The sequence below is a fragment of the Actinomadura sp. 7K507 genome (genome assembly GCF_004348425.1).
Taxonomy (GTDB): Bacteria; Actinomycetota; Actinomycetes; order Streptosporangiales; family Streptosporangiaceae; genus Spirillospora.
Genome location: NZ_SMKK01000028.1, coordinates 1 through 19,019, shown reverse-complemented (window position 1 = coordinate 19,019; position 19,019 = coordinate 1). Strand labels below are relative to the sequence as shown.

At 70.7% G+C, this 19,019-nt stretch carries 23 protein-coding genes and 1 pseudogene; 10 read left to right on the top strand and 14 right to left on the bottom strand.

What is annotated here, in order from left to right; all coding sequences use genetic code 11:
- Positions 1-54 precede the first annotated feature (54 nt).
- A complete protein-coding gene (locus tag E1285_RS09195) occupies positions 55-2,019 on the top strand; it encodes a hypothetical protein (protein WP_132150109.1) in 1,965 nt (654 codons plus the stop codon).
- Positions 2,020-2,070: 51 nt separating this feature from the next.
- Here the strand turns inward: E1285_RS09195 and E1285_RS09190 are convergent, their stop codons facing one another.
- Genes E1285_RS09190 through E1285_RS09180 form a run of 3 tightly spaced genes read right to left on the bottom strand, consistent with a single transcriptional unit; the run spans position 2,071 to position 3,347 of the window.
- Entirely contained in the window at positions 2,071-2,502 is a 432-nt protein-coding gene (locus tag E1285_RS09190; RefSeq protein ID WP_132150107.1) for a hypothetical protein, read from the bottom strand.
- A gap of 16 nt (positions 2,503-2,518) precedes the next feature.
- The gene (locus E1285_RS09185; RefSeq protein ID WP_347814067.1) at positions 2,519-2,656 is read right to left on the bottom strand and encodes a DUF397 domain-containing protein; all 138 of its coding nucleotides are present in this window, start codon (positions 2,654-2,656) and stop codon (positions 2,519-2,521) included.
- 4 nt (positions 2,657-2,660) lie between these two features.
- Positions 2,661-3,347 (bottom strand): DUF5753 domain-containing protein, encoded by a 687-nt coding sequence (locus tag E1285_RS09180; protein WP_132150103.1) that lies wholly within the window; start codon positions 3,345-3,347, stop codon positions 2,661-2,663.
- Between E1285_RS09180 and E1285_RS45435 the strand changes: the two genes are divergently transcribed.
- The gene (locus E1285_RS45435) at positions 3,335-3,493 is read left to right on the top strand and encodes a hypothetical protein (protein ID WP_165966527.1); all 159 of its coding nucleotides are present in this window, start codon (positions 3,335-3,337) and stop codon (positions 3,491-3,493) included. The genes E1285_RS09180 and E1285_RS45435 overlap by 13 nt on opposite strands.
- Before the next feature lie 41 nt (positions 3,494-3,534).
- On the opposite strand, the gene E1285_RS09175 is transcribed toward E1285_RS45435, so the two are convergent.
- From E1285_RS09175 to E1285_RS09160, 5 genes and pseudogenes are all read right to left on the bottom strand, one after another.
- Positions 3,535-4,263 carry a VOC family protein gene (locus E1285_RS09175; RefSeq protein WP_132150101.1) on the bottom strand — a complete coding sequence of 243 codons (729 nt, stop codon included), beginning with the start codon at positions 4,261-4,263 and terminating at the stop codon, positions 3,535-3,537.
- 2 nt (positions 4,264-4,265) lie between these two features.
- A complete protein-coding gene (locus tag E1285_RS09170; protein ID WP_132150099.1) occupies positions 4,266-4,853 on the bottom strand; it encodes a PadR family transcriptional regulator in 588 nt (195 codons plus the stop codon).
- A 152-nt stretch (positions 4,854-5,005) separates the two neighbouring features.
- Complete coding sequence (locus tag E1285_RS47205) at positions 5,006-5,551, bottom strand: transposase (RefSeq protein WP_243722664.1); 546 nt, start codon at positions 5,549-5,551, stop codon at positions 5,006-5,008.
- A gap of 209 nt (positions 5,552-5,760) precedes the next feature.
- Positions 5,761-6,018, bottom strand: a pseudogene (locus E1285_RS47200) (helix-turn-helix domain-containing protein); the annotation flags it as partial.
- A 91-nt stretch (positions 6,019-6,109) separates the two neighbouring features.
- Complete coding sequence (locus E1285_RS09160) at positions 6,110-6,757, bottom strand: dihydrofolate reductase family protein (protein ID WP_132150097.1); 648 nt, start codon at positions 6,755-6,757, stop codon at positions 6,110-6,112.
- A 180-nt stretch (positions 6,758-6,937) separates the two neighbouring features.
- Between E1285_RS09160 and E1285_RS09155 the strand changes: the two genes are divergently transcribed.
- The 3 genes from E1285_RS09155 (at position 6,938) to E1285_RS09145 (ending at position 8,842) form a co-directional block, all read left to right on the top strand.
- Complete coding sequence (locus E1285_RS09155) at positions 6,938-7,522, top strand: TIGR03086 family metal-binding protein (RefSeq protein WP_132150095.1); 585 nt, start codon at positions 6,938-6,940, stop codon at positions 7,520-7,522.
- A gap of 94 nt (positions 7,523-7,616) precedes the next feature.
- Entirely contained in the window at positions 7,617-8,222 is a 606-nt protein-coding gene (locus E1285_RS09150; RefSeq protein ID WP_132150159.1) for an RNA polymerase sigma factor, read from the top strand.
- Positions 8,219-8,842: a hypothetical protein gene (locus E1285_RS09145; protein ID WP_132150093.1), complete on the top strand. Its 624-nt coding sequence runs from the start codon at positions 8,219-8,221 to the stop codon at positions 8,840-8,842. The genes E1285_RS09150 and E1285_RS09145 overlap by 4 nt, the downstream gene beginning before the upstream one ends.
- A gap of 73 nt (positions 8,843-8,915) precedes the next feature.
- Here E1285_RS09145 and E1285_RS09140 read toward each other — a convergent pair whose 3' ends face one another.
- Positions 8,916-9,704: an SDR family NAD(P)-dependent oxidoreductase gene (locus tag E1285_RS09140; protein ID WP_132150091.1), complete on the bottom strand. Its 789-nt coding sequence runs from the start codon at positions 9,702-9,704 to the stop codon at positions 8,916-8,918.
- Positions 9,705-10,097: 393 nt separating this feature from the next.
- On the opposite strand from E1285_RS09140, the gene E1285_RS09135 reads away from it, so the two are divergent.
- Complete coding sequence (locus E1285_RS09135; protein WP_243722657.1) at positions 10,098-10,952, top strand: helix-turn-helix transcriptional regulator; 855 nt, start codon at positions 10,098-10,100, stop codon at positions 10,950-10,952.
- Here E1285_RS09135 and E1285_RS09130 read toward each other — a convergent pair.
- Complete coding sequence (locus E1285_RS09130; RefSeq protein WP_132150089.1) at positions 10,915-12,069, bottom strand: class I SAM-dependent methyltransferase; 1,155 nt, start codon at positions 12,067-12,069, stop codon at positions 10,915-10,917. The genes E1285_RS09135 and E1285_RS09130 overlap by 38 nt on opposite strands.
- A gap of 334 nt (positions 12,070-12,403) precedes the next feature.
- On the bottom strand, positions 12,404-13,291 hold the full coding sequence (locus tag E1285_RS09125; protein WP_132150087.1) for a helix-turn-helix domain-containing protein: 888 nt from the start codon (positions 13,289-13,291) through the stop codon (positions 12,404-12,406).
- 107 nt (positions 13,292-13,398) lie between these two features.
- Between E1285_RS09125 and E1285_RS09120 the strand changes: the two genes are divergently transcribed.
- Complete coding sequence (locus tag E1285_RS09120; RefSeq protein ID WP_207946491.1) at positions 13,399-14,787, top strand: MFS transporter; 1,389 nt, start codon at positions 13,399-13,401, stop codon at positions 14,785-14,787.
- 43 nt (positions 14,788-14,830) lie between these two features.
- Here E1285_RS09120 and E1285_RS09115 read toward each other — a convergent pair whose 3' ends face one another.
- From E1285_RS09115 to E1285_RS09105, 3 genes are all read right to left on the bottom strand, one after another.
- On the bottom strand, positions 14,831-15,193 hold the full coding sequence (locus E1285_RS09115; protein ID WP_132150085.1) for a nuclear transport factor 2 family protein: 363 nt from the start codon (positions 15,191-15,193) through the stop codon (positions 14,831-14,833).
- A gap of 86 nt (positions 15,194-15,279) precedes the next feature.
- The gene (locus E1285_RS09110; protein WP_132150083.1) at positions 15,280-15,879 is read right to left on the bottom strand and encodes a hypothetical protein; all 600 of its coding nucleotides are present in this window, start codon (positions 15,877-15,879) and stop codon (positions 15,280-15,282) included.
- Positions 15,876-16,475, bottom strand: a complete 600-nt coding sequence (locus E1285_RS09105; protein WP_243722656.1) for a TetR/AcrR family transcriptional regulator — start codon at positions 16,473-16,475, stop codon at positions 15,876-15,878. The genes E1285_RS09110 and E1285_RS09105 overlap by 4 nt, the downstream gene beginning before the upstream one ends.
- A gap of 114 nt (positions 16,476-16,589) precedes the next feature.
- Here E1285_RS09105 and E1285_RS09100 point away from each other — a divergent pair, with 114 nt between their 5' ends.
- The 3 genes from E1285_RS09100 to E1285_RS09090 all read left to right on the top strand — a co-directional run.
- Complete coding sequence (locus E1285_RS09100) at positions 16,590-18,062, top strand: DNA-3-methyladenine glycosylase 2 family protein (protein ID WP_132150079.1); 1,473 nt, start codon at positions 16,590-16,592, stop codon at positions 18,060-18,062.
- 19 nt (positions 18,063-18,081) lie between these two features.
- Complete coding sequence (locus E1285_RS09095) at positions 18,082-18,591, top strand: methylated-DNA--[protein]-cysteine S-methyltransferase (protein ID WP_132150077.1); 510 nt, start codon at positions 18,082-18,084, stop codon at positions 18,589-18,591.
- Between the two features lie 76 nt (positions 18,592-18,667).
- Positions 18,668-19,019 (top strand): DNA polymerase III subunit beta (locus E1285_RS09090; protein WP_279509991.1); only part of this gene is annotated, 352 nt, incomplete at its 3' end.

Genomic DNA, 19,019 nt, shown 5'->3' with positions numbered 1-19,019 from the left:
CCGTGGTACGCCTAAGGCCTTGCGGTGACCCACTCGCCCCCTTAGAGGTATGCGATGTCACGCCTGAAGACGATGTCGAGGGCTCCCCTGGCGACCGCGGGCGTGACGGCGTCACTCTCCGGGGCGGTCGTGGCCGGTGTGGCGAACCTTCCCGGTGATGGTGTCAATGAATACCAACGCACCGGGCGGCTGGACGACCCGGAAGGCTGGCTTGCCGGGTTGGCCGTGGGGCTGATGGCGGCGTGCCTGGCGTGGGTCTGGATCGTCTGGGCCACCCGTTCGTCTCCGCCGGGCCGGCAGCCTGGACGGCGCGGTCGCCGGATCCGGACCCTGGCGAGTTCGGTCATGGCGGCCGGATGCGTGGCCGCGTTGGTCCTGGTGGTGTCGCGCATGCCGACGCCGGGCCTGTCCGGTGGCGTGGGGTTGAGTTCGCCGCTGATGATCCTGGCCTTGGCCTTGGCGGGTACCGGCGCCCTGACGCTGGTGGTGGGCAGCCTGCCGCCGCTGGGTGGAGACGCCGCGCGGGCTGATCCGCCGGGTCGCCTGCGATCGGCCGTCGGAGCGGGGGCCGCCGCCGTGGTGCTGCTGCTCAGCGCGGCCCTGGCGGTCGGCGCGGTGCCGTGGTGGGTGGCCGCGGTGAACACCGACGGGGTGACGACAGACCGTCCGGCCCCCGATGCCGGTGCCCCGGCGTTGACCGGCTCGGTGGCGTGGTCCAGGCCGCAGCGCGGGAAGGGGGCGTCCGGTTCTGCCCCCACCTCTGTGATCGGCACGGCCGGCGGCTTGGCGGTCCTGGACGCACGAGGCCTGCGGATGCTGGATCCGGCGAGCGGGGCCCAGCGCTGGGCGTTCCACCGGTGGGACGTCCGCGTGTTCGGCCCGCGGCACCGGCGCAACCGAGTGGACACCGGCAGCACGGCGGTCAGCCCGGATGGGCGGTTTCTCGCGATGACGGTCTTCGTGGACGCGCCGCGGGCGTTGTTCATCGACGGGTTGCGCGCCGACACCCGGGTGTGGGTGTTCGACACGGTCTCCGGGCGGCAGAACGCGGATTTCGCGGTGCCGGACACCGCGAGCGTCGTCGGGGTCGGCGAAGGCCGCGTGGTCGTCGACATGGCGCCGTCCCGGGAGGAGACCGACTCCGCGGAGCGGGGTGCGCTGAGCATGCTCACCTCCGATGGCGACACGGCGTGGCGGTTCGTCCTGGACGAGGGATGCCGCCCCACCGAAGTCGCTCCGGTCGGCGGCGATGTGCTGACGGTCGTCTCCTGCTACAGCGACAAGGAGCATGTCGATCCCCGTCATCGGCTGGTGCGGGTCGGCGGCGACGGTCGGCCGCTCTGGTCGTGGCGGGTCAGCCGGGAGGGCGCCGAGCCCGGTGACGTGGAGCGGTTCGAGCAGGTGTCGGTGGGGGTCACCGATGGAATGGCGGTCGTCGACGCTCGCGAGATCTACCGGAGCGAGGTCGGCGAGACCGGCGAGACGACCGTGTCGCACAACCTGGTCGGGGTCCGGGTCACCGACGGCCGGCCGGTGTGGTGGCGGCCGGGCGGAAGCGGCAGCCGATTGAGATCGGACGACCCGGGCGAGCGCGGGCCGTTGCACGCCGCGGCCGGTACGGCGGTCTTCGCTGAGAACCGCCGCACCGGGACGGGCGATGGCGCACGCTACTCGACGGCCCTGCGCGCCTTCGACGTCCGGAACGGTAAGAAGTCCTGGTCTCTCGACATCCCCGGCATCGAGGTCCGCGACCTGAACGATTCTCCCGGTCCGGACGCGCTGCTCGGCGACGGGCGGCTGCTCGTCGCGTACCGCGAACTGACCGCCGCGGGCCGATTCGAGAGCTGCGCGATGGCCACCCTCGACATCGCCACCGGCGAACGGCAGGGCCCGTTCCAGCCGGCCACCGTTCCGGACAGGGAGTGGTGCCTTGTGCGGCCCCTGGAGTTGGTGGAGATCCCTGGTGGCGTGGCCGTGCACCTGAGGGGAAGCACGGAGGGAATCCTCGTCCTCGACTAATGGTGCCGCTGCCGCAGAATGCCGGTCCCGGGCATGGTGGCCGGTGCCTGATCAGCCGACCTTGGTGTAGGTCAGGTCGAAGTCGTGCTCCCAGGCGGCGTTGTCCAGGGACTTCTCCCAGGCGGCCCGGATGGTGCGGTCGTCGTCGCTGAGCGTCCCGGTGAAGCGCTGGTCGAAGCCCGGCGCGTCCCGCCACATCTTCCAGACACCGCCCTCGAAGGTCATCTGGTAGACCCGGGACACGCCACGCGAGTCGTAGTAGAGGACGGTGTAGACGTCGGACGGGTCGTCCCCGCTGACGAGCTGCACGGAGTTCGGTGCGGGATCCGGCGGTTCGGACTGGATGCGCACGAAGGCCCGCCCTTCAACCCACTCGATGCTCACCGGCGCGGACCCGCCCCCGAACTGGGGTACCTCGACTCTCCACTCACCGATGAGCGGCTCAAGCGACTCCAACACCGGATTCGGCGGCATGGATGTCATGGCAGGCCCCTCGGTTTCAACGTAGTTCGAAGGATGAGCGCTTCAGCGCCTCCACAAGGGCCGTGAACTCGCCGCGTCCCATGACCAGCTTCGGCCCGTCCGGGTCCTTGGAGTCACGGAAGGCGATCGTCTCGGGGAGGCGGCCGATCTCCACGCAGTCACTTCCGGCTTGCGTTCCGCTGTGCGTGCTCTTGCGCCACGTTGTCGTCACTGAACGCCTCCATAGCCTTCGTGATCAGGTCCTTTGACTGGTGTTCGGGGAGAGCCTTCGCGCTGATCCGCGCGAACAGGATCCCGTACTCCGCGACCTCTACTGGAGACGATATAAGCCGTCCGCCACCAAGTGACTCGGTGTAGACCACTTCGCCGAAATCATCCCCGGTGACGAGCTTCACGCCGCCGTCCAGCCCCGGATACGCGCCGGTCTGGAGGGTCTGCGGGATCACGTGTACGACGACGTTCGGCCGTTCGGCGACCTCGAGAAGGTGGGCGAGCTGCTCCCGCATGATCCGGGGACTCCCGACCGGCCACCGCAATGTGGCCTCGCTGAGCAGGACCATGACGAACGCCCGGTCGATGACGTCCTTTCTTTCCATCCGCTCAGCGACGGATGGTTCGGGGTCGGGCACGCCTCCGCCGGTCAGGAGCGCTCGGGCGTACTCTTCGGTCTGAAGTAGACCCGAGATCAGTGGCTCGAAGATTCGGACGATGCGCGCTCGCTGTTCGAAGGTCGAGAGCTGGGCCAGCCATTGCGGATCGTGGCCGATGCTGGCATACCAGACCAGGAGAGCGAAGACGCCGCCCGTCTCCCAAGCTTTGTCGAGGTGTGGCGATGCGTACTGCACTCGTCTCCGAGGTACCCGAACTCGTTCTCGATCCCACGGAGGAGGCTCCGCGGCTGGCGCGGCGATTTCTCGCCGACCGGTTCGCCGAGTGGGGGATCACCGATGACTACGTAGGGCGGCTCGTCGTCTGGGAGCCAGTGCGGTGACCACATACGTTCACCGGCTCCGGGCGGTTGTTGCCACCGCGCTAGCCGCCCGAGTCGAGCACCCTCTCCACGTCGGTGAGGGATGCCAGGGCGTCGGTGACCCGGTCGCGTTCGGCTCCGGAGAGGATGATCGCGCGGGCCCGGACGAGCGCGTCCCCGGCCGCGGCGCGATCCTCGGCGCGGAGCGCGAGTTCGGCACGGTAGGCGAGCGCTTCGACGACCTCGGCCGGTGGGGCGGTGTCCTTGTCGCGTTCGAGCGCGTCGTCCAGGATCTGGGCTGCCCGGACGTGCTTGCCGTGGGAGTCGCCCATGACGACCGCCCTGCTCAGGGACGTGGCGAGCCTGCCGGGGGCGGCCGAGTCCGCGTCCCCGGCGGCCGGGCGGGCGGCCATGATCCGGATCCAGTTCCCGCCCGGGTCGATGACGGTGAAGCCGGAGTGGTTCCCGGAGTTCCGCCGCTTGCGCGGCCTGGTCATCCGGGGAATCCCGGAGACCAGCAGCCTGCCGTGGACCTCGCGCATCCCGGCCGCGAACGCATCGAACAGCTCCCGGGTGTCAGGGACGCGGACCAGGCAGGTCCCGTAGGAGTCCTCGGGAACGAAGTCCGGCATGCCGAAGAAGTGCAACTGGAGGTCGTCCCGTTCGAACGCGGCGTACGGGTTGGGGCGGACCTGGCGGTACGTGCGGGTGAAGCCGAGCATGGTGTAGAACTCGGCGATCTCGTCGATGTCCCGGCAGGGCAGCAGCGGCACGGTGATCTCGCCTGCCATCGTCACTTACCTTCCGTCGCGGGAGCGGGGTTCTCGCCGGCCATGGTGAACGCACCCTCCTCCAGGCGCCCGATCAGGCGGCGGGTCCATCGGGCGCCGGCGTCGGCGGTGCTCAGCCACAGGGACAGCACCTCGCCCACCGGTCCCCAGGTCTCCAGGTCGGTGCCGGCGGGCAGATGCTCGGTGATGCTCGCGCGCCACTCGTCCATCGCCATGGCCCGCTCCCGCAGGATCCGCAGGGCCTCCTCGCGGGGGAGGTCCTCGATCAGGCCGACGGCGGCGCCCAGCACGTCGAGGGACGGCTCGCGGTCGGCCAGGGCCCGGCGCAGCAGGACGAAGTACTCGCTCTCGCCCTCGCCGGTCAGCTCGTACTCGATTCGCGGCGGCCCACCGGCCTCCGAGGGCACGGTCGCGTACGAACTGAGCAGGCCCTGACCGGCCATGCTCTTGAGCGCGTGGTACACCGAGCCGGACGTGGCGGTGGACCACTCGTGCGCGCCCCACGACTCCAGGTCCGCACGGACCCGGTAGCCGTGCGCTCGCCCACGCCTGCGCAGGGCTCCCAGTACCAGCAGCCGTACGGGATTCATCAGATCCTCTCGACGGGGTAGCTGACCAAATTTGGCTAGCTTCCTCGAAAGGGTAACCGGCAGGGTGGGCATTAACCAAATTTGGCTAGTACCTTCACCCGATGGACTGCGGATCACCTAGTGCGGTGACCACGAACGTTTGCCGGGTCTGGTCATGCGGCCTTGGAGCGGGGACGTCCCCAGCGCTGCCTGCGTTCGCTGCGGACTCTGGCGCGTTCGCGGCGCTGGGCGGCCAGCACGTCGGGGTGACGGGCGTTGGCGTTGCGCCAGCGCAGGTAGCCCTGGATCTCCCACGCCAGCACGGTGTGGTTGGGATGGTTGGAGTTGCCCATCACGAAGGTGCGCAGCGGCCCGAACTGCGCCTCGATCGGGTTGGCCCACGAGGCATAGGTGGGAGTGAGGCACAGTTCGACCTTGTTGCGGGCCGCCCAGTCCCTGATTTGCGGGGTCTTGTTCGCCGACAGGTTGTCCAGGACCACGTAGATCGGGGCGCCGTCCGGGCGGGCGGCGCGGATGGACTTCAGCACCGCCAAGGTGTTGGCGCCGCTCTTGCGGCGGCGGGTGAGGCCCCACAGGGTGTCATCGCCGAGCGAATAGCAGCCGTGGAAGTAGCGGACCCTATGGGTGCGGCGGTAGGTCGCCGGCAACCGGTCGGGGCGGCCTCGCTCAGCCCAGCCCGAACCGTGACAGGGACGGATGGACAGCGGCCCGAACTGGTCGAAGGCGAAACACCGGCCCGGGAACCGGGTCGTGACCTCCTCGATACGGTCCAGCTTGGCGTCGAAGTCGAAATCGTTGGAGGTCTTCCAGGTGCGGGTGCGCTGAAGGTGACCCCATGCTCGTGCAGGAGTTGCCGCAGCCGCTCCCGCCCGAGCCGGATCTTCCGGTCGCTGTGGCCTGCGAGGTGATCGGCGAGTTTGCGGACGCTCCAGCAGGTGAACGGCCGACCGAGCTTGGCCGGACGCGTGGTGGCCGTCTGGATGATGAACGCGATGTCATCATCGGTGATGCGGCGGGGACGGCCTCCCGCCCAGTCAGGGTCCAGGCAGGCCAGTCCCCGCTGGTTGAAGTCGTGGATCACGTCGCGGACGGTGTCTTCGTGAGCGGCGACCAGGCGGGCGATGGCCGGGGCCGGTGTTCCGGCCGCCGACGCCTGGATGATCATCGCCCGGCGGACCCGGATCTATCCGTGCTTGCGGAGGGCCGGTGACCGCAGGGGGCCTGGCTGGTCCCCTGCGGGTCGGCTGCCTTTGTGGTCAGCGGGTCTTGGCGGTGAAGGTCAGGTGGGTGACGCGGCTGGGGGTGGAGACCGTCTCGATGTCGTAGGCCTCTTCCAGTGATTCCAGGCCGTCCCAGAGGCGGACGCCTCGGCCTAGCAGGATCGGGACCTGGACCAGGTGCATGTGGTCGACCAGGCCTTCGGTGAGGAAGTCGCGTACCACTGTGGGGCCGCCGCCCAGGCGCACGTCCTGGCCGCCGGCCGCCTCGCGGGCCGTCTGGAGTGCCTCGGCGGGGGACGCGTCCAGGAAGTGGAACGTGGTGCCGCCCTCCATCTCGATCGAGGGGCGCGGCCGGTGGGTGAGGACGAAGACCGGCGTGTGGAACGGCGGGTTGTCGCCCCACGGGCCCTTGTGGTCGGGGTCGTCCTGCCAGCCGGGCGGGCCGAACTTGCCGGCTCCCATGATCTCGGCGCCGATGCCGGGCTCGTGCATCGCGGCGAACGCGTGGTCGGCGCCGGCGCTGCCGCCTTGGGCGCCGCCCATCTCGTACCAGAACCGGGTGGCGAACATCCACTCGTGCAGGCGTTCGCCGGCGTGACCGAACGGGGCGTTCGGGCCCTGATCGGCGCCGGTGGCGAAGCCATCCAGCGAGATCGCGAAGTTGTGGACACGAACCTTGGACATCTGAGTGCTCCTTCGATTCATCGGCGCCGCCCTCGGGCGCCGTTACCAGGAGGTCGGAGCCGACCCGGCCGTCTCGACATCACCTCGCCGGGTGTTCTGGCCATCTCGCTCGCGCAGGCGCGCCGCGATCACTCACCGCTGGTCGCTGCCCTGTCGGTGGGTCCTCCTAGGCTCCTGGTCATGACAACAGAGCCGGCCCATGACCCGCGGCCGATCTTCACCCGGGCACTTGATCAAGCCGGGCAGCAGGTCGCGGCGGTAAGCCCCGAGGAACTCAGTAACCGGACTCCCTGTGCCGATTACGACGTTCGCGCGCTGCTCGGGCATGTGGTCGCGGTGCTGCACAAGCTCGCCCGCATCGGCACCGGAGGCGATGCGCGCGACCTCCCCGATGTGCTCGACGGCATCGCCGACGACGGCTGGGCAAGCGCATTCACCCGGGCCCGAAGCGAGGTCGAGCAGGTGTGGGCCGACGACGAGAAGCTAGACCGGATGGTCGAGCTGCCGTGGGCCACGATGCCCGGCCGGGCTGCTCTCGAGGCCTACACCCACGAGTTCACGGTTCATTCCTGGGACCTCGCGCATGCCACCCGGCGGCTCGCCGAACTCGACCCCGACCTTGCCGCGCAGGCACTCGAGGCATTCTCGAAATTCGCCCCGCCAGAGGCCCGCAGTGAGCAGGGCCCGTTCAGCCCGGTCGTACCGGTGCCTGACGACGCCGACGTCTATACCCGCCTGGCCGCCTACCTGGGGCGCCGACCATAGTCAGCAGCACGCATCGCGTCCTTGGGCCGCCACGTTCACGGCGCCCGCTTTCCGGGAACCCGGGCGGCCCTCGCGACAGTACCTGTGTGTGGATATGTCAATACGGGCCCGAGTACGTGACGGTGACGCCGAGGCGTTCGAACGGCTCTTCACCGAGTTCGCGCGCAGCGTCCACGCTCACGCCTTCCGGCTGACGGGAGACCGCTCGGCCGCCGAGGACGTCCTGTCCCTCACCTTCCTGGAGGCGTGGCGGCTCCGCCACCGCATCGATCCCGACGGCGGATCGCTGCGCCCCTGGCTGCTGGGCATCGCCACCAACGTGGCGCGCAACGTCCGGCGCGCCGACCGCAAGCACGAGCGGCTCCCCGCCCGGTCGCCCGGGAGCGGCGCCGTGCCCGACTTCGCCGACGAGGTCGCCGCCCGCATCGACGACGCCGCGCGGCTGGCGGCGGTACGGCACGCCCTCGGGCTGCTGCACCGCCGCGAGCGGGAGGTCTTCGCCCTGGTCGTCTGGTCGGGCCTGGAGTACGCCGAGGCGGCCGAGGCGCTCGGCGTGCCCGTGGGCACGGTCCGTTCACGCCTGTCCAGGGCGCGGCGGAGGCTGGAGGACCTCGTGGCCAAGGGGGAACTACCGCCACCGCAACGACAGGAAAGAGGTGACCGCATATCCGTCCGGTCGACAAGGGAGGGGAACCGATGAACGCGGGCGAACGCGAGGAACTGGAACGGCTGCTGCCGTTCCCGGTGGAGCCCGGGCTCCCCGAGGACCGGGCCCGGCACCTCAAGGAGTTCGTGATGAGTGAGATCAACCGCGATGCCCGCGCCGGCCGGCGCCGGCGGGTGGCGCGCCGCGCCGCGCTCGTTCCGGTGGCCGCCGCCGCAGCCATGGCCGCCCCGCTGCTCCTCGGCGGGGGCGGACAGGCGTACGCCATCACCGAGAAGGGCGACGGCACGATCCAGATCACCATCAACGAGGCCAAGGACCCCAAGAAGCTTCAGGCCGATCTGAGGGACCGCGGTCTCAACGCCGTCGTCGACTACATCCCCATGGGCAAGCGGTGCCACCCGCAGCCGCGCAGCCTGAACTTCCTGCCCAGGGAGCAGGCGCCCTTGGTCGCGCCCTCGACATCGGCCGGCTCGTTCAGGATCGACCCGCGGGCCGTCAAGCCCGGCCAGACGGCCGTCCTGGAGTTCAGCATCGGCGACGCCAAGGGGACGAAGGTCGCCGGTATCTGGGGACGTGTCTCCGCCGCCCCGGTCGCGGACTGCGCCCTGGCCGACAGCACTGAGGCCCCGCTGGGCCCGCCCCGCCAGAACTAGCGGCCATCTCCGTGGGGCGTGGCCGGATTCCAGGCCGCGCCCCACACTCATGCCATGGCGCCGGCCGACGGCGTCAGGGTGCGGTGAGTTCGTCGGAGACGGTGCGGAGGCGGGCGCGGGCCTCGGGGTCGTATGCCTGGGCGTCCGCACGGGCCTCTTCGAGGCCGTTGTAGAAGCGGCCGGAGACATCGCCCAAGGCCGCGTCCGTGACGAGACGGTACGTCGCGTGGACGCCTTCCTCCAGGGTGCTGATCGGCGAGGGGACCATCTTGGTCGGCATGTAGGTGGCCGGGTGCAGTGCGTTCGCGGTGACGTCGGTCCCGGCCAGTTCGTCGGCGAGGTCGAAGGTGAACAGGATCTGGGCGAGTTTGCTCTGGCTGTAGGCCCGGGTCGCGCCGTAACCATCGCTGATCATGACGTCGTCGAAGTCGATCGGTTGCTGGCCGAGGCTGCTGACGTTGACGATCCGCGACGGCGCCGAGGAGATGAGGGTGGGCAGCAGCAGCCGGGTGAGCAGGTATCCGGAGAGGTAGTTCACCTGGAGTGTCAGCTCGTGGTCGTCCGCGCTCTTCCGGCGCGACCCGGGGCCGCCGATGCCGGCGTTGTTGACCAGCACGTCCAGGCGTGAATGGTCGGCGCAGACCGCCTCGGCGAACGCGCGGGTCTCGGCGAGCGACGACAGGTCGGCCCGGTACCAGGACGCGCGGCCGCCGAGTTCCCGCAGCACCGCTCTGCCGCGCTGGTCGTCGCGGCCGTGGACCAGGATGGTCGCGCCCTCGGCGGCCAGCCGCACCGCCAGTGCCCGCCCTAGGCCGTCGGTCGCGCCGGTGATGAGGATGGTCTGCTGATCGATGGGACGCATGCCCTCCATCGTGCTCTGCGCGCGCGCCGAGTAACCCCGGGCCGCCTATGGCCTGTCGAGGAAGCCCCGCACGAGCTTCTCGAACTCGTCAGGTCGTTCCGCCATCGCCACGTGGCCGGTGTCGAGTTCGCGAGGTCGGGCAGGACCACGGTGTTGCGGCCGGAGAGGCGGCCGGCGGGCTCGTCCCACATGGCCGATCCGGGCCCCACGCCGTGGACGAGGACCAGAGCTGGACCGGAACCCGTGGTCCGGTAGGTGATGTGTGTGTTTCCGACGGTGAGTTTCGTCATGGCTCCGACGCTGCCAGCGCGGCCGGTCGATGAGGAGCGGACCGCTCTGGCTAGGACAAGCGATCCCAGGCTCGGTGCCCGGCGATGACGGATCATTGACGTCATGGACATGGACCGCCGCCAGCTCGCCGATTTCCTGCGCCGATCGAGGGAGCGGCTCCGTCCCCGGGAGGTCGGCCTGGCGGCGGGGCCGCGCCGCCGCACGCCGGGGCTGCGCCGGGAGGAGGTTTCGCAGCTCGCGGGCATGTCCGCCGACTACTACATGCGTCTCGAGCAGGCGCGGAGCCCGCAGCCGTCCACACAGCTGCTCGGTGCGCTCGCCCGCGCGCTCCGGCTGACCGGCGACGAACGCGACCATCTGTACGTCCTCGCCGGGCACCGGCCGCCCGCCGGGCCGTTCGCGGGCGAGCACGTCCGGCCCGGCCTGCTGTATCTGCTGGACCGGCTCCATGAGACGCCCGCGCAGATCATCGGCGACCTGGGAGACGTCCTCGCGATGAACGCGATGGCCGAGTTCCTGTTCGGCTGCGTCTGCACGGTCGAGGAGGGGGACCGCAACATCGTGTGGCGGTGGTTCACCGATCCGCTCGTCCGCGAGGCGTACCCGGAGGACGATTATGACCGCTACAGCCGCCTGCACGTCGCCGACCTGCGCGCCGCCGTCGCCCGCCGGGGCAACGACGCCGCCGCGTCCGCCCTGGTCGGACGCCTGCGCGACGCCAGCGAGGAGTTCGCGCGGCGCTGGCGGCGGCACGAGGTCGCCGTGCGCCGCACCAGCCGCATGAAGGTCCTGCATCCGGAGATCGGCGCCATCGAGTTCGACGCGGAGGTCCTGCTGACCCCCGCCGAGGATCAGCGGCTGACCGTCTTCACCCCGCCGCCCGGGACCGCCGGCGTCGACGCCCTGGAGCTCCTCCGCGTCATCGGCCCGGAGACCGCCCATCGAAGCCACGCCTGAGCCGCCAGAGGGTGGTCGTTTCGGCGGCGCGGGCGGCGTGGAGGGGGTCGTCGGGGTCGGTGGCGCGCGGGTGGGCAGGCCGGGTGTCGAGGCGGCCCGCGACCGTCAGTCCGGACGACTCGAACATCGCGAGGAGGCCGCCCCGGGGGCGCAGGCCCAGGTGCTCGGCCAGATCGGACATGATCAGCCAGCCTTCACCCGCCGGCTCCAGGTGTCCGGTGAGGCCGTCGAGGAAGCCGCGGAGCATCTGGGCGCCAGGGTCGTAGACGGCGCGTTCGAGGGACGAGCTGGGTTTGGCGGGCACCCAGGGCGGGTTGCAGACGACGAGCCCGGCCCGGCCCTCTGGGAAGAGGTCGGCCTGGACGAGGTCGACCTGCTTCGACACGGCCAGTCGGTCGAGGTTCTCCTGGGCGCATGCAAGTGCGCGCGGGTCGTGGTCTGTGGCGATGACGCGTTGGATGCCGCGACGCGCCAGTACAGCCGCGAGGACACCTGTCCCGGTGCCGATGTCGAAGGCTGATGTCGTCGATGGCAGTGGCGATGCGCCGACCATGTCGACGTACTCCCCTCTGACCGGTGAGAAGACGCCGTAGTGCGGGTGGATCCGGTCGCCGCCGAGCGCGCGGATCGGGACGCCCTTCACACGCCACTCGTGGGCGCCGATCAGCCCGAGCAGTTCACGTAGGGACGTCACGTAGGGCTGGTCGTCCGATCCGTACACCTCGGTGCAGGCCGCCTGCACGTCCGGTGCGCGGCGTAACGGAATCACGTGGCCCGGATCGAACGGTATGAGGAGCATGGCGAGAGTCCGCGCGCGCTGGGCACGTGCCTGGCGGTGAAGGTGGAACGCCTGTACCTGGGACGGTTCCGCCGCCTTGCGTCTGCGTCGCCGTGGAGGACGGTCGATCCGGCGTGCCATCGCCGTGAGGAGTTGCCGCGCGTTCTGGAAGTCGCCACGCCACAGCAGAGCCGTGCCCTCGCAGGCCAGCCGGTAGGCGTCGTCCGCGCGCGTCTCGTCGTCGGCGACCACGACGCGGCGGGGCGGCGGCGCTCCGGTCTCCGACCGCCAGCGGACGTGCTGCGCCTGGCCGTCCTCCTGCCAGGTGAGCTGGTCCACAGGATGTACCGTAGCGGCGCCGCGCTCCGGAGGGGACAATCAGCTGGTGCGACTACCAACGGCCCTACGTGTGCTGAACGAGGGCACGGCCTTCCTGCTGGAGATCGGGGCCTTCGCGGCCCTGGCATGGTGGGGCTTCGCGACCGGCGCTCGCGATCACGTTCGCCGCGGTCGCCCTGGTCAACACGGTCTTGCTGACCATGGATCGCGAGGTGCGCCTGCGCACCGGATGAGCCGTACTTCCAGAACGGCGGCGACGCCGTGCGGAGCCTGACCGCCCACATCTCGTGAACGTGGCCGCCGCGCACGCCCGGGTCCTGGAGATGCCACCGGATCAGCCGGTGGAACCGGTCGGCGACGTCCCGCCGTCCAGGTCGGCGCTGGAGCGGAGGGCCGACGTCTCCGCCAGCCTTCGAAGCGCCTTCTCCGAGGGGGAGCCCGGCTCGGCCGCGTAGAGCATCAGGCGGCTGAGGTCGGGATCGCCGGGCAGGTGCAGGGTCTCGAACGGCAGGACGAGCCGCCCGGCCTCCGGGTGGTCGATGCGGGCCTCGCCGTGCGTCAGGTCCGTCACGTGATGCGCCGACCACATCCGCCCGAATTCGGGGCTTCGCTCCCGCAGGCGGTCGACCAGGGCGCGGAGCCGCGGGTCGTCCGGGTCCTCCCCCGCGCGGAAGCGCAGGTAGGCGACGTTGCGCCGGGCGACCGCGGGCCAGTTGTCCCCGAGGCGCGCCCTGTAGTCGTCGTTCAGGTGGATCTGGTGCGACCACGTCCGCTCGTCCGCCGGGACGTTCGCGAGGTCGACGAAAACGGCGGCGGTGAGACGGTTCCACGCGACCACGTTCGTGTGGTGCCCGACCACGTACGCGGGCGCGTGGGTGATCGAGTCGAGGAGATGCCGCAGCGGGGCCCGCAGGCGTGGCGGCGCGGTGGCCGGGGTCCGGCGCGGCGGGTGCGCGAGCCGGTGAAGGTGGGTGTGCTCGTCGCCGTCCAGCCGCAACGCCCGCGAGATCGCGTCCAGGACCTCGGTGGACACGCCGTCGGCCGTCCCCTGTTCGAGCCGGATGTAGTAGGCGACGCTGACGCCGGCGAGCTGCGCCAGCTCCTCCCGCCGCAGCCCCGGCACGCGGCGGCGGCCCCCGTAGGAGGGGACGCCGACGTCCTCGGGCCGCAGCCGCGCCCGCCGCGACCTGAGGAATTCGCCGAGTCCGACGTTGCGGGCCATGCCGCCGAGGCTATCCGGCGGCGAATCGGTCGCGGAGCCTGCTACTGCGGATGGTACGAACGGGCGGGGGCTGGGTAGCAGCGCTCTACGGCGCGAGGGTCTCTGCCATGACCGCACTCGCTACGGACGTCTCCGCTCCTCCTGAGCGGATGTCTTCCCGGCACAAGCTGGTATTGACCCTTCTGCTCGGCGCGCAGTTCATGCTCGCCATCGACTTCTCCATCCTCAACGTGGCGCTCCCTGTCGTCGGCAGGGGACTGGGCTTCGGCCTGGACGACCTGCAATGGATCGCGACCGCGTTCGCCCTTCCGGCCGCCGGATTCACGTTGCTGTTCGGCCGTGTAGCCGACCTTTTCGGACGGCGCCGGATGCTGCTCGCGGGCATGGCCCTCCTGGCCGTCGGCTCCCTGATCGGCGGATTCGCCGCGTCACCGGCGATGCTGCTGACCGGACGGGTTCTCCAGGGCCTGGCCACGGCGATCGCCACACCGGCCGCCCTGTCGCTGATCACCACGTCCTTCCCGGAAGGGCCGCTGCGGACGCGGGCGCTCGGCCTCAGCGGCGCGCTGATGTCCGCCGGGTTCACCGTGGGCGCGATCCTCGGCGGGGTGCTCACGGACCTGCTGAGCTGGCGCTGGGCCTTCCTGATCAATGTGCCGGTCGCGGTGCTGATCCTCGCGGTCACGCCCGTGGTCGTCGGCGAGAGCCGCTCGCGGGACGGGGCGAAGCTCGACATTCCCGGCGCCGTGACCGTGACCGGCGGCCTCCTCGTCCTCGTGTACGGGATCACGTCCGCCGGGTCCCGGGGCTGGAGCGACCCCCTCGCGCTCGGCGCGCTGGCCGCCGCGGCCGTCCTGCTGGTCGCGTTCGTCCTGGTGGAGCGGCGGTCGCCGGCCCCGCTCGCCCCGCTGAGGATCCTGACGCGGCGGACCGTCTCCTGGGGCAGCGTGGGCGGTTTCGTGGCGTTCGCCACTGAGACGTCGCTCGTGTTCCTCATGACGCTCTACCTGCAGAAAGTGCTGGGGTACTCGCCGCTGACCACCGGGCTAGCGCTCGGCGTCCTCGGCGCCGGGACGTTCGCCGGCGGCGTGGCCGCCCCCCGGATCATGGGCCGGTTCGGCGGCCGGGCCACCCTGGTCGCCGGACTGGTCCTGCAGGCGGTGGCGACGGCGGCGCTGCTGGGGCTCGGGGAGTCGGGCGACGGACTCGCCCTGATGCTCGCCGCGACCGCGATCGGCGGATTCGGGAACCTCGTCGCGATCGTCGCGTTCATGGGGACCGTGACGTCCGGGCTGCCGGACGGTGACCAGGGCCTCGCGACCGGCGTCGCCACCATGGCGCAGCAGGTCGCGATCACGCTCGGAATCCCCGTGATGAGCGCCGTGGCCACCGCGAACACGTCCGTCCTCGGCGGCGTCCACACCGCGACGGCGGTGAACGCCGCGATCGTCCTCGCGGGCGCGGCCCTCGTCGGCACGTTCCTGCGCCGTTCCTGAAGGGCCGCGCCTGCCCGCTGTCCTCGCCGGTCGCTCCGTGGGGTCAGGCGGGGACCTTGTCGAGGAAGCCGTGGACGCGGTCGAAGCGGCCGTCGTCGGAGAACACCGCCACATCGAAGCCGACCACGATCGCCTCGCCGCCCTCGGGGCCGAGCTCCCAGGTGAAGCGGGCGATGTTGTGGTGGGCGTCCACGGTGCCCGCGGGGCGGAAGACCATGCCGGGGAACTGCTGCTGCGCCGCGCCGACGAAGGCGTCGATCGCGTCCCGTCCCTCGGCCACGCCGAGTGGGTCGACGTACACGGGCTGCTCCGTCCACATTTCGTCGATCGCGGCGCGCCGGGCGGCCGGGGCGGTCTCGTTCCAGATGGCCAGGTACCGCTCGACCCGCTGCTGAATGTCGCTCATGTCGTGACTCCCATTTGATCGGCCGGGTTCGTCCCGGTGGCCCCTACGCTGCCAGCGCCGCGCCAGGAGATCGATTACCTGGGAGGTCATGGCCGCTGCGCGGATCGTCCGTACGGCTCCTCGGGCACGGCATGGGAGATGACGAGCTTGATCAGCAGGGCGGCGGGCAGCCAGGCGAAGCCGTCGGGATGGGAGAGCGACGGTGCGATCATCACCCCGCCGAGGACCGCGAACAGCCCGACCGGGCGGGCCAGGTAGAGCGGTGCGCGTGCCACGAGGACGACACCGGTCAGAGCCCACGCGTACCACAGGGGTCCCCACCACCACGGCCCGCCGAACAGCAGGCCGACCACGATCGGCTGGACGTGGCACGCGGCGAACCCGATCTCGTTGTGCAGGAGCCGGTTCAGGCGCGTCGGCGGCAGCGGCAGCGGCCCATGGTAGAAGCGCTTGACGGCGTTCAGCCCGTTGGCGACGACCCCTCCGGCGAGGTCGTACGCCACGATTGCGCCGATCAGATACTTCCACCAGGGCCATGGCAGATCCCGGGCGGCCCACAGCAGAACGGCCGCGCCGAACACACCGGCCAGGTAAGCGAGGGTGCGTTCAGGTCCGGTGGCGCCACTGCCGAGGAACCAGCTCGGCTTCGTCGACGTGCTTTCCCAGTCGATTCGGCCGCCGGTCATGGTGTTGACCTCGTTCCGCCTAGCCCCTTGTCGTAAATGGTCATCGCCTCGTCCGCCCACCTGGTCATGCCTTCGGTCGACAAGGGGTCGGAACCCAGCACGTCGGTCAGACGGTCCCGCAGCAGGAAGACGGACAGGTCGTTGACCAACAGGAACGCAGCGCGGACGGCCGGATCGTCGCCGGAATCCGCCTCGCCTGCGGTGACCATAGTGTCCAGTTGGGCCCGGCCAACGTCGTACAAGCGCCGGAACAGGCGCCGGCCAGGCTCGCCGTCGCCGAGCAGGAGCCGCCGCAGATACGCGGGTACGGGGGAGCCGGGCGGCAGGTGCCGGAGCACCGCCTTGGCCAGTGACCCGGGGTCGGCATTGGTCTCGTCGGCCAGTTCGCCGAGCATTCCGTCGAACATCTGCAGGACGTGCTGGTCGACACTCTCGCGCAGCACGTCCTTCGAACCGAAATGGTGCATGACCAGGGCCGCCGAGACACCGGCGGCCTCGGCGACCTGCCGTACCGTCACCGCGTCCGGGCCCCGCGCCGCGAACAGCCGCAGCGCCTCGTCGCGGATGACGGCGCGGGTCGTCCGGTCATCGAGCATTGAACACATGTTCAGCATACTAAACACACGTTCAGGCAAGCGGCAAATGCAGCGCGAGGATGATGTCGGATTTTCGCCAGTGGGATCGCGTGACCATCGGTGATGCTGGAGGGCATGCACGAAGACGCGGAAAGGTGCGTGCGGGCCGTCCAGGCGAAGGACGCCCGCTTCGACGGATGGTTCTTCACCGGGGTCGTCACCACCGGCATCTACTGCCGCCCCAGCTGCCCTGTAGTGCCGCCCAAGCCTGAGAACATGCGCTTCTATCCGAGTGCCGCCGCTGCGCAGCAAGCCGGCTTCCGTGCCTGCAAGCGCTGCCGGCCCGACACCACCCCCGGATCACCGGAATGGAACCACCGCGCGGACGTCGTCGCCCGCGCGATGCGGCTCATCGCCGACGGTGTCGTCGACCGTGAGGGCGTCCCCGGGCTCGCAGGGCGGCTCGGATACAGCACACGCCAGATCGAACGCCAGCTCAACGCCGAACTGGGCGCCGGCCCACTCGCCCTAGCGCGAGCCCAGCGTGCACAGACGGCGAGGCTCCTCATCGAAACGACGGCCCTCCCGATTGGCGATGTCGCGTTCGCGGCAGGCTTCGCCAGCATCCGCGCCTTCAACGACACCGTCCGCGAGGTGTTCGCGCTGACCCCGAGCGCGCTGCGCGACCGTGTCGCCAAGGGCCACCCGCCCGCCGGGTCAGGGGCACTCTCGCTCCGCCTGCCTTTCCGGGTGCCGCTCTGCCCCGACAACCTGTTCGGCCACCTCACCGCAACCGCCGTCCCCGGTGTGGAGGAGTGGCGGGACGGCGCGTTCCGCCGCACGATGCGCCTCCCCCACGGGCACGGCATCGCCACGCTCCGGCCCCGGCCCGACCATGTCGCCTGCACGCTCACCCTCAGCGACCTGCGCGACCTCGCCATCGCGATCAGCCGCTGCCGCTGGATGCTCGACCTCGACGCGGACCCCGTCGCCGTGGACGACCTGCTCCGCACCGACGCCACCCTCGCCCCGCTGGTCGACAAGGCACCCGGACGCCGCGTCCCCCGCACCGTGGACGCCCCCGAGTTCGCCGTGCGCGCGGTCCTGGGCCAGCAGGTGTCGACAGCGGCGGCCCGGACCCATGCAGGACGACTGGTCACCGCCTACGGCGACCCCATCGACGACCCAGGCGGCGGACTGACCCACCTGTTCCCGACCCCGTCCGCCCTGGCGGTGCTCGACCCCGAAGCACTCGCGTTCCCGAAAACCCGCCGCACAACGCTCATGACGCTCGTAGACGCGCTCGCGAGTGGTGAGATCGACCTCGGTGTAGGGAGCGATTGGGAGGAGGCCCGCGCGCGCTTGTCCGCCCTCCCCGGCTTCGGTCCCTGGACCATCGAGACGATCGCGATGCGCGCCCTCGGTGACCCCGACGCGTTCATCCCAGGCGACCTGGGAATCCGTGCCGCCGCCAAGTCGCTCGACCTCCCCTCGACGCCTGCCGCCCTCACTCGCCGTGCCGCCCAATGGCGTCCCTGGCGCGCCTATGCCGTGCAATACCTGTGGGCCACAGGCGACCACCCCATCAACCTGCTCCCCGCAACCTGACCAAGAGAGGATCGCCCTCATGAACCCGACGCACGTCGTCGTGGACAGTCCCGTAGGCCCACTGACACTGGTGGCCCTGGACGGCGCCCTGTCCGCCCTCTACATGGAGGTGCAGCGACACCGTCCAGCCGAGGAGACCTTCGGCGCACCCGGCGACCCTGACACCGAACCCTTCGCGACCGTCGCCGAACAGCTCTCCGCATACTTCGCCGGCGAACTGACAGAGTTCGACCTGCCGCTCACCCTCCACGGAACGCCCTTCCAGAAGCGCGTCTGGGCACTGCTCCAAGAGATTCCGTACGGAGACACCGCCACCTACGGCCAGCTCGCCGTCGAGATGGGCAAGCCGTCCGCGTCCCGAGCCGTCGGCCTCGCCAACGGACGGAACCCCGTCGGCATCATCGTCCCCTGCCACCGCGTCATCGGCTCCACAGGCGACCTCACCGGCTACGGCGGCGGCCTCGACCGCAAGCGCTACCTCCTCGACTTCGAACGCGAGACCCACGCCACCCAAGCCGCCCTCTTCTGACTGTCCGACCCTGGGGATAACGTGCCTGTCATGGCCGCTTCCCGCCGGTCAAGCAGTCGCGGAAAGGCAGATCAAGGTGGAGTTCCGAGTCGACCGCCAGACCCTCGCCGACGCCGTGGCGTGGGCGGCGCGGACGCTGCCCTCACGCCCCGCGCTCCCCGTCCTGGCAGGCATGCTCATCGAGGTCACCGACCAGGGAGAGCTGACCCTGGCCGGGTTCGACTACGAGGTGTCGGCCCGCGCCCGGGACGAGGCCACCGTCACCGAGCCGGGCCGCGTCCTCGTCCCCGGACGGCTCCTGTCCGACATCGTCCGGAACCTTCCTCCACAGCCTGTGGATATCTTCACGAAGGGCTCGGAGGTCGTGGTCCGCTGCGGCCCCGCCGAGTTCGGCCTCCTCACGCTGCCCGTCGAGGACTACCCGACCC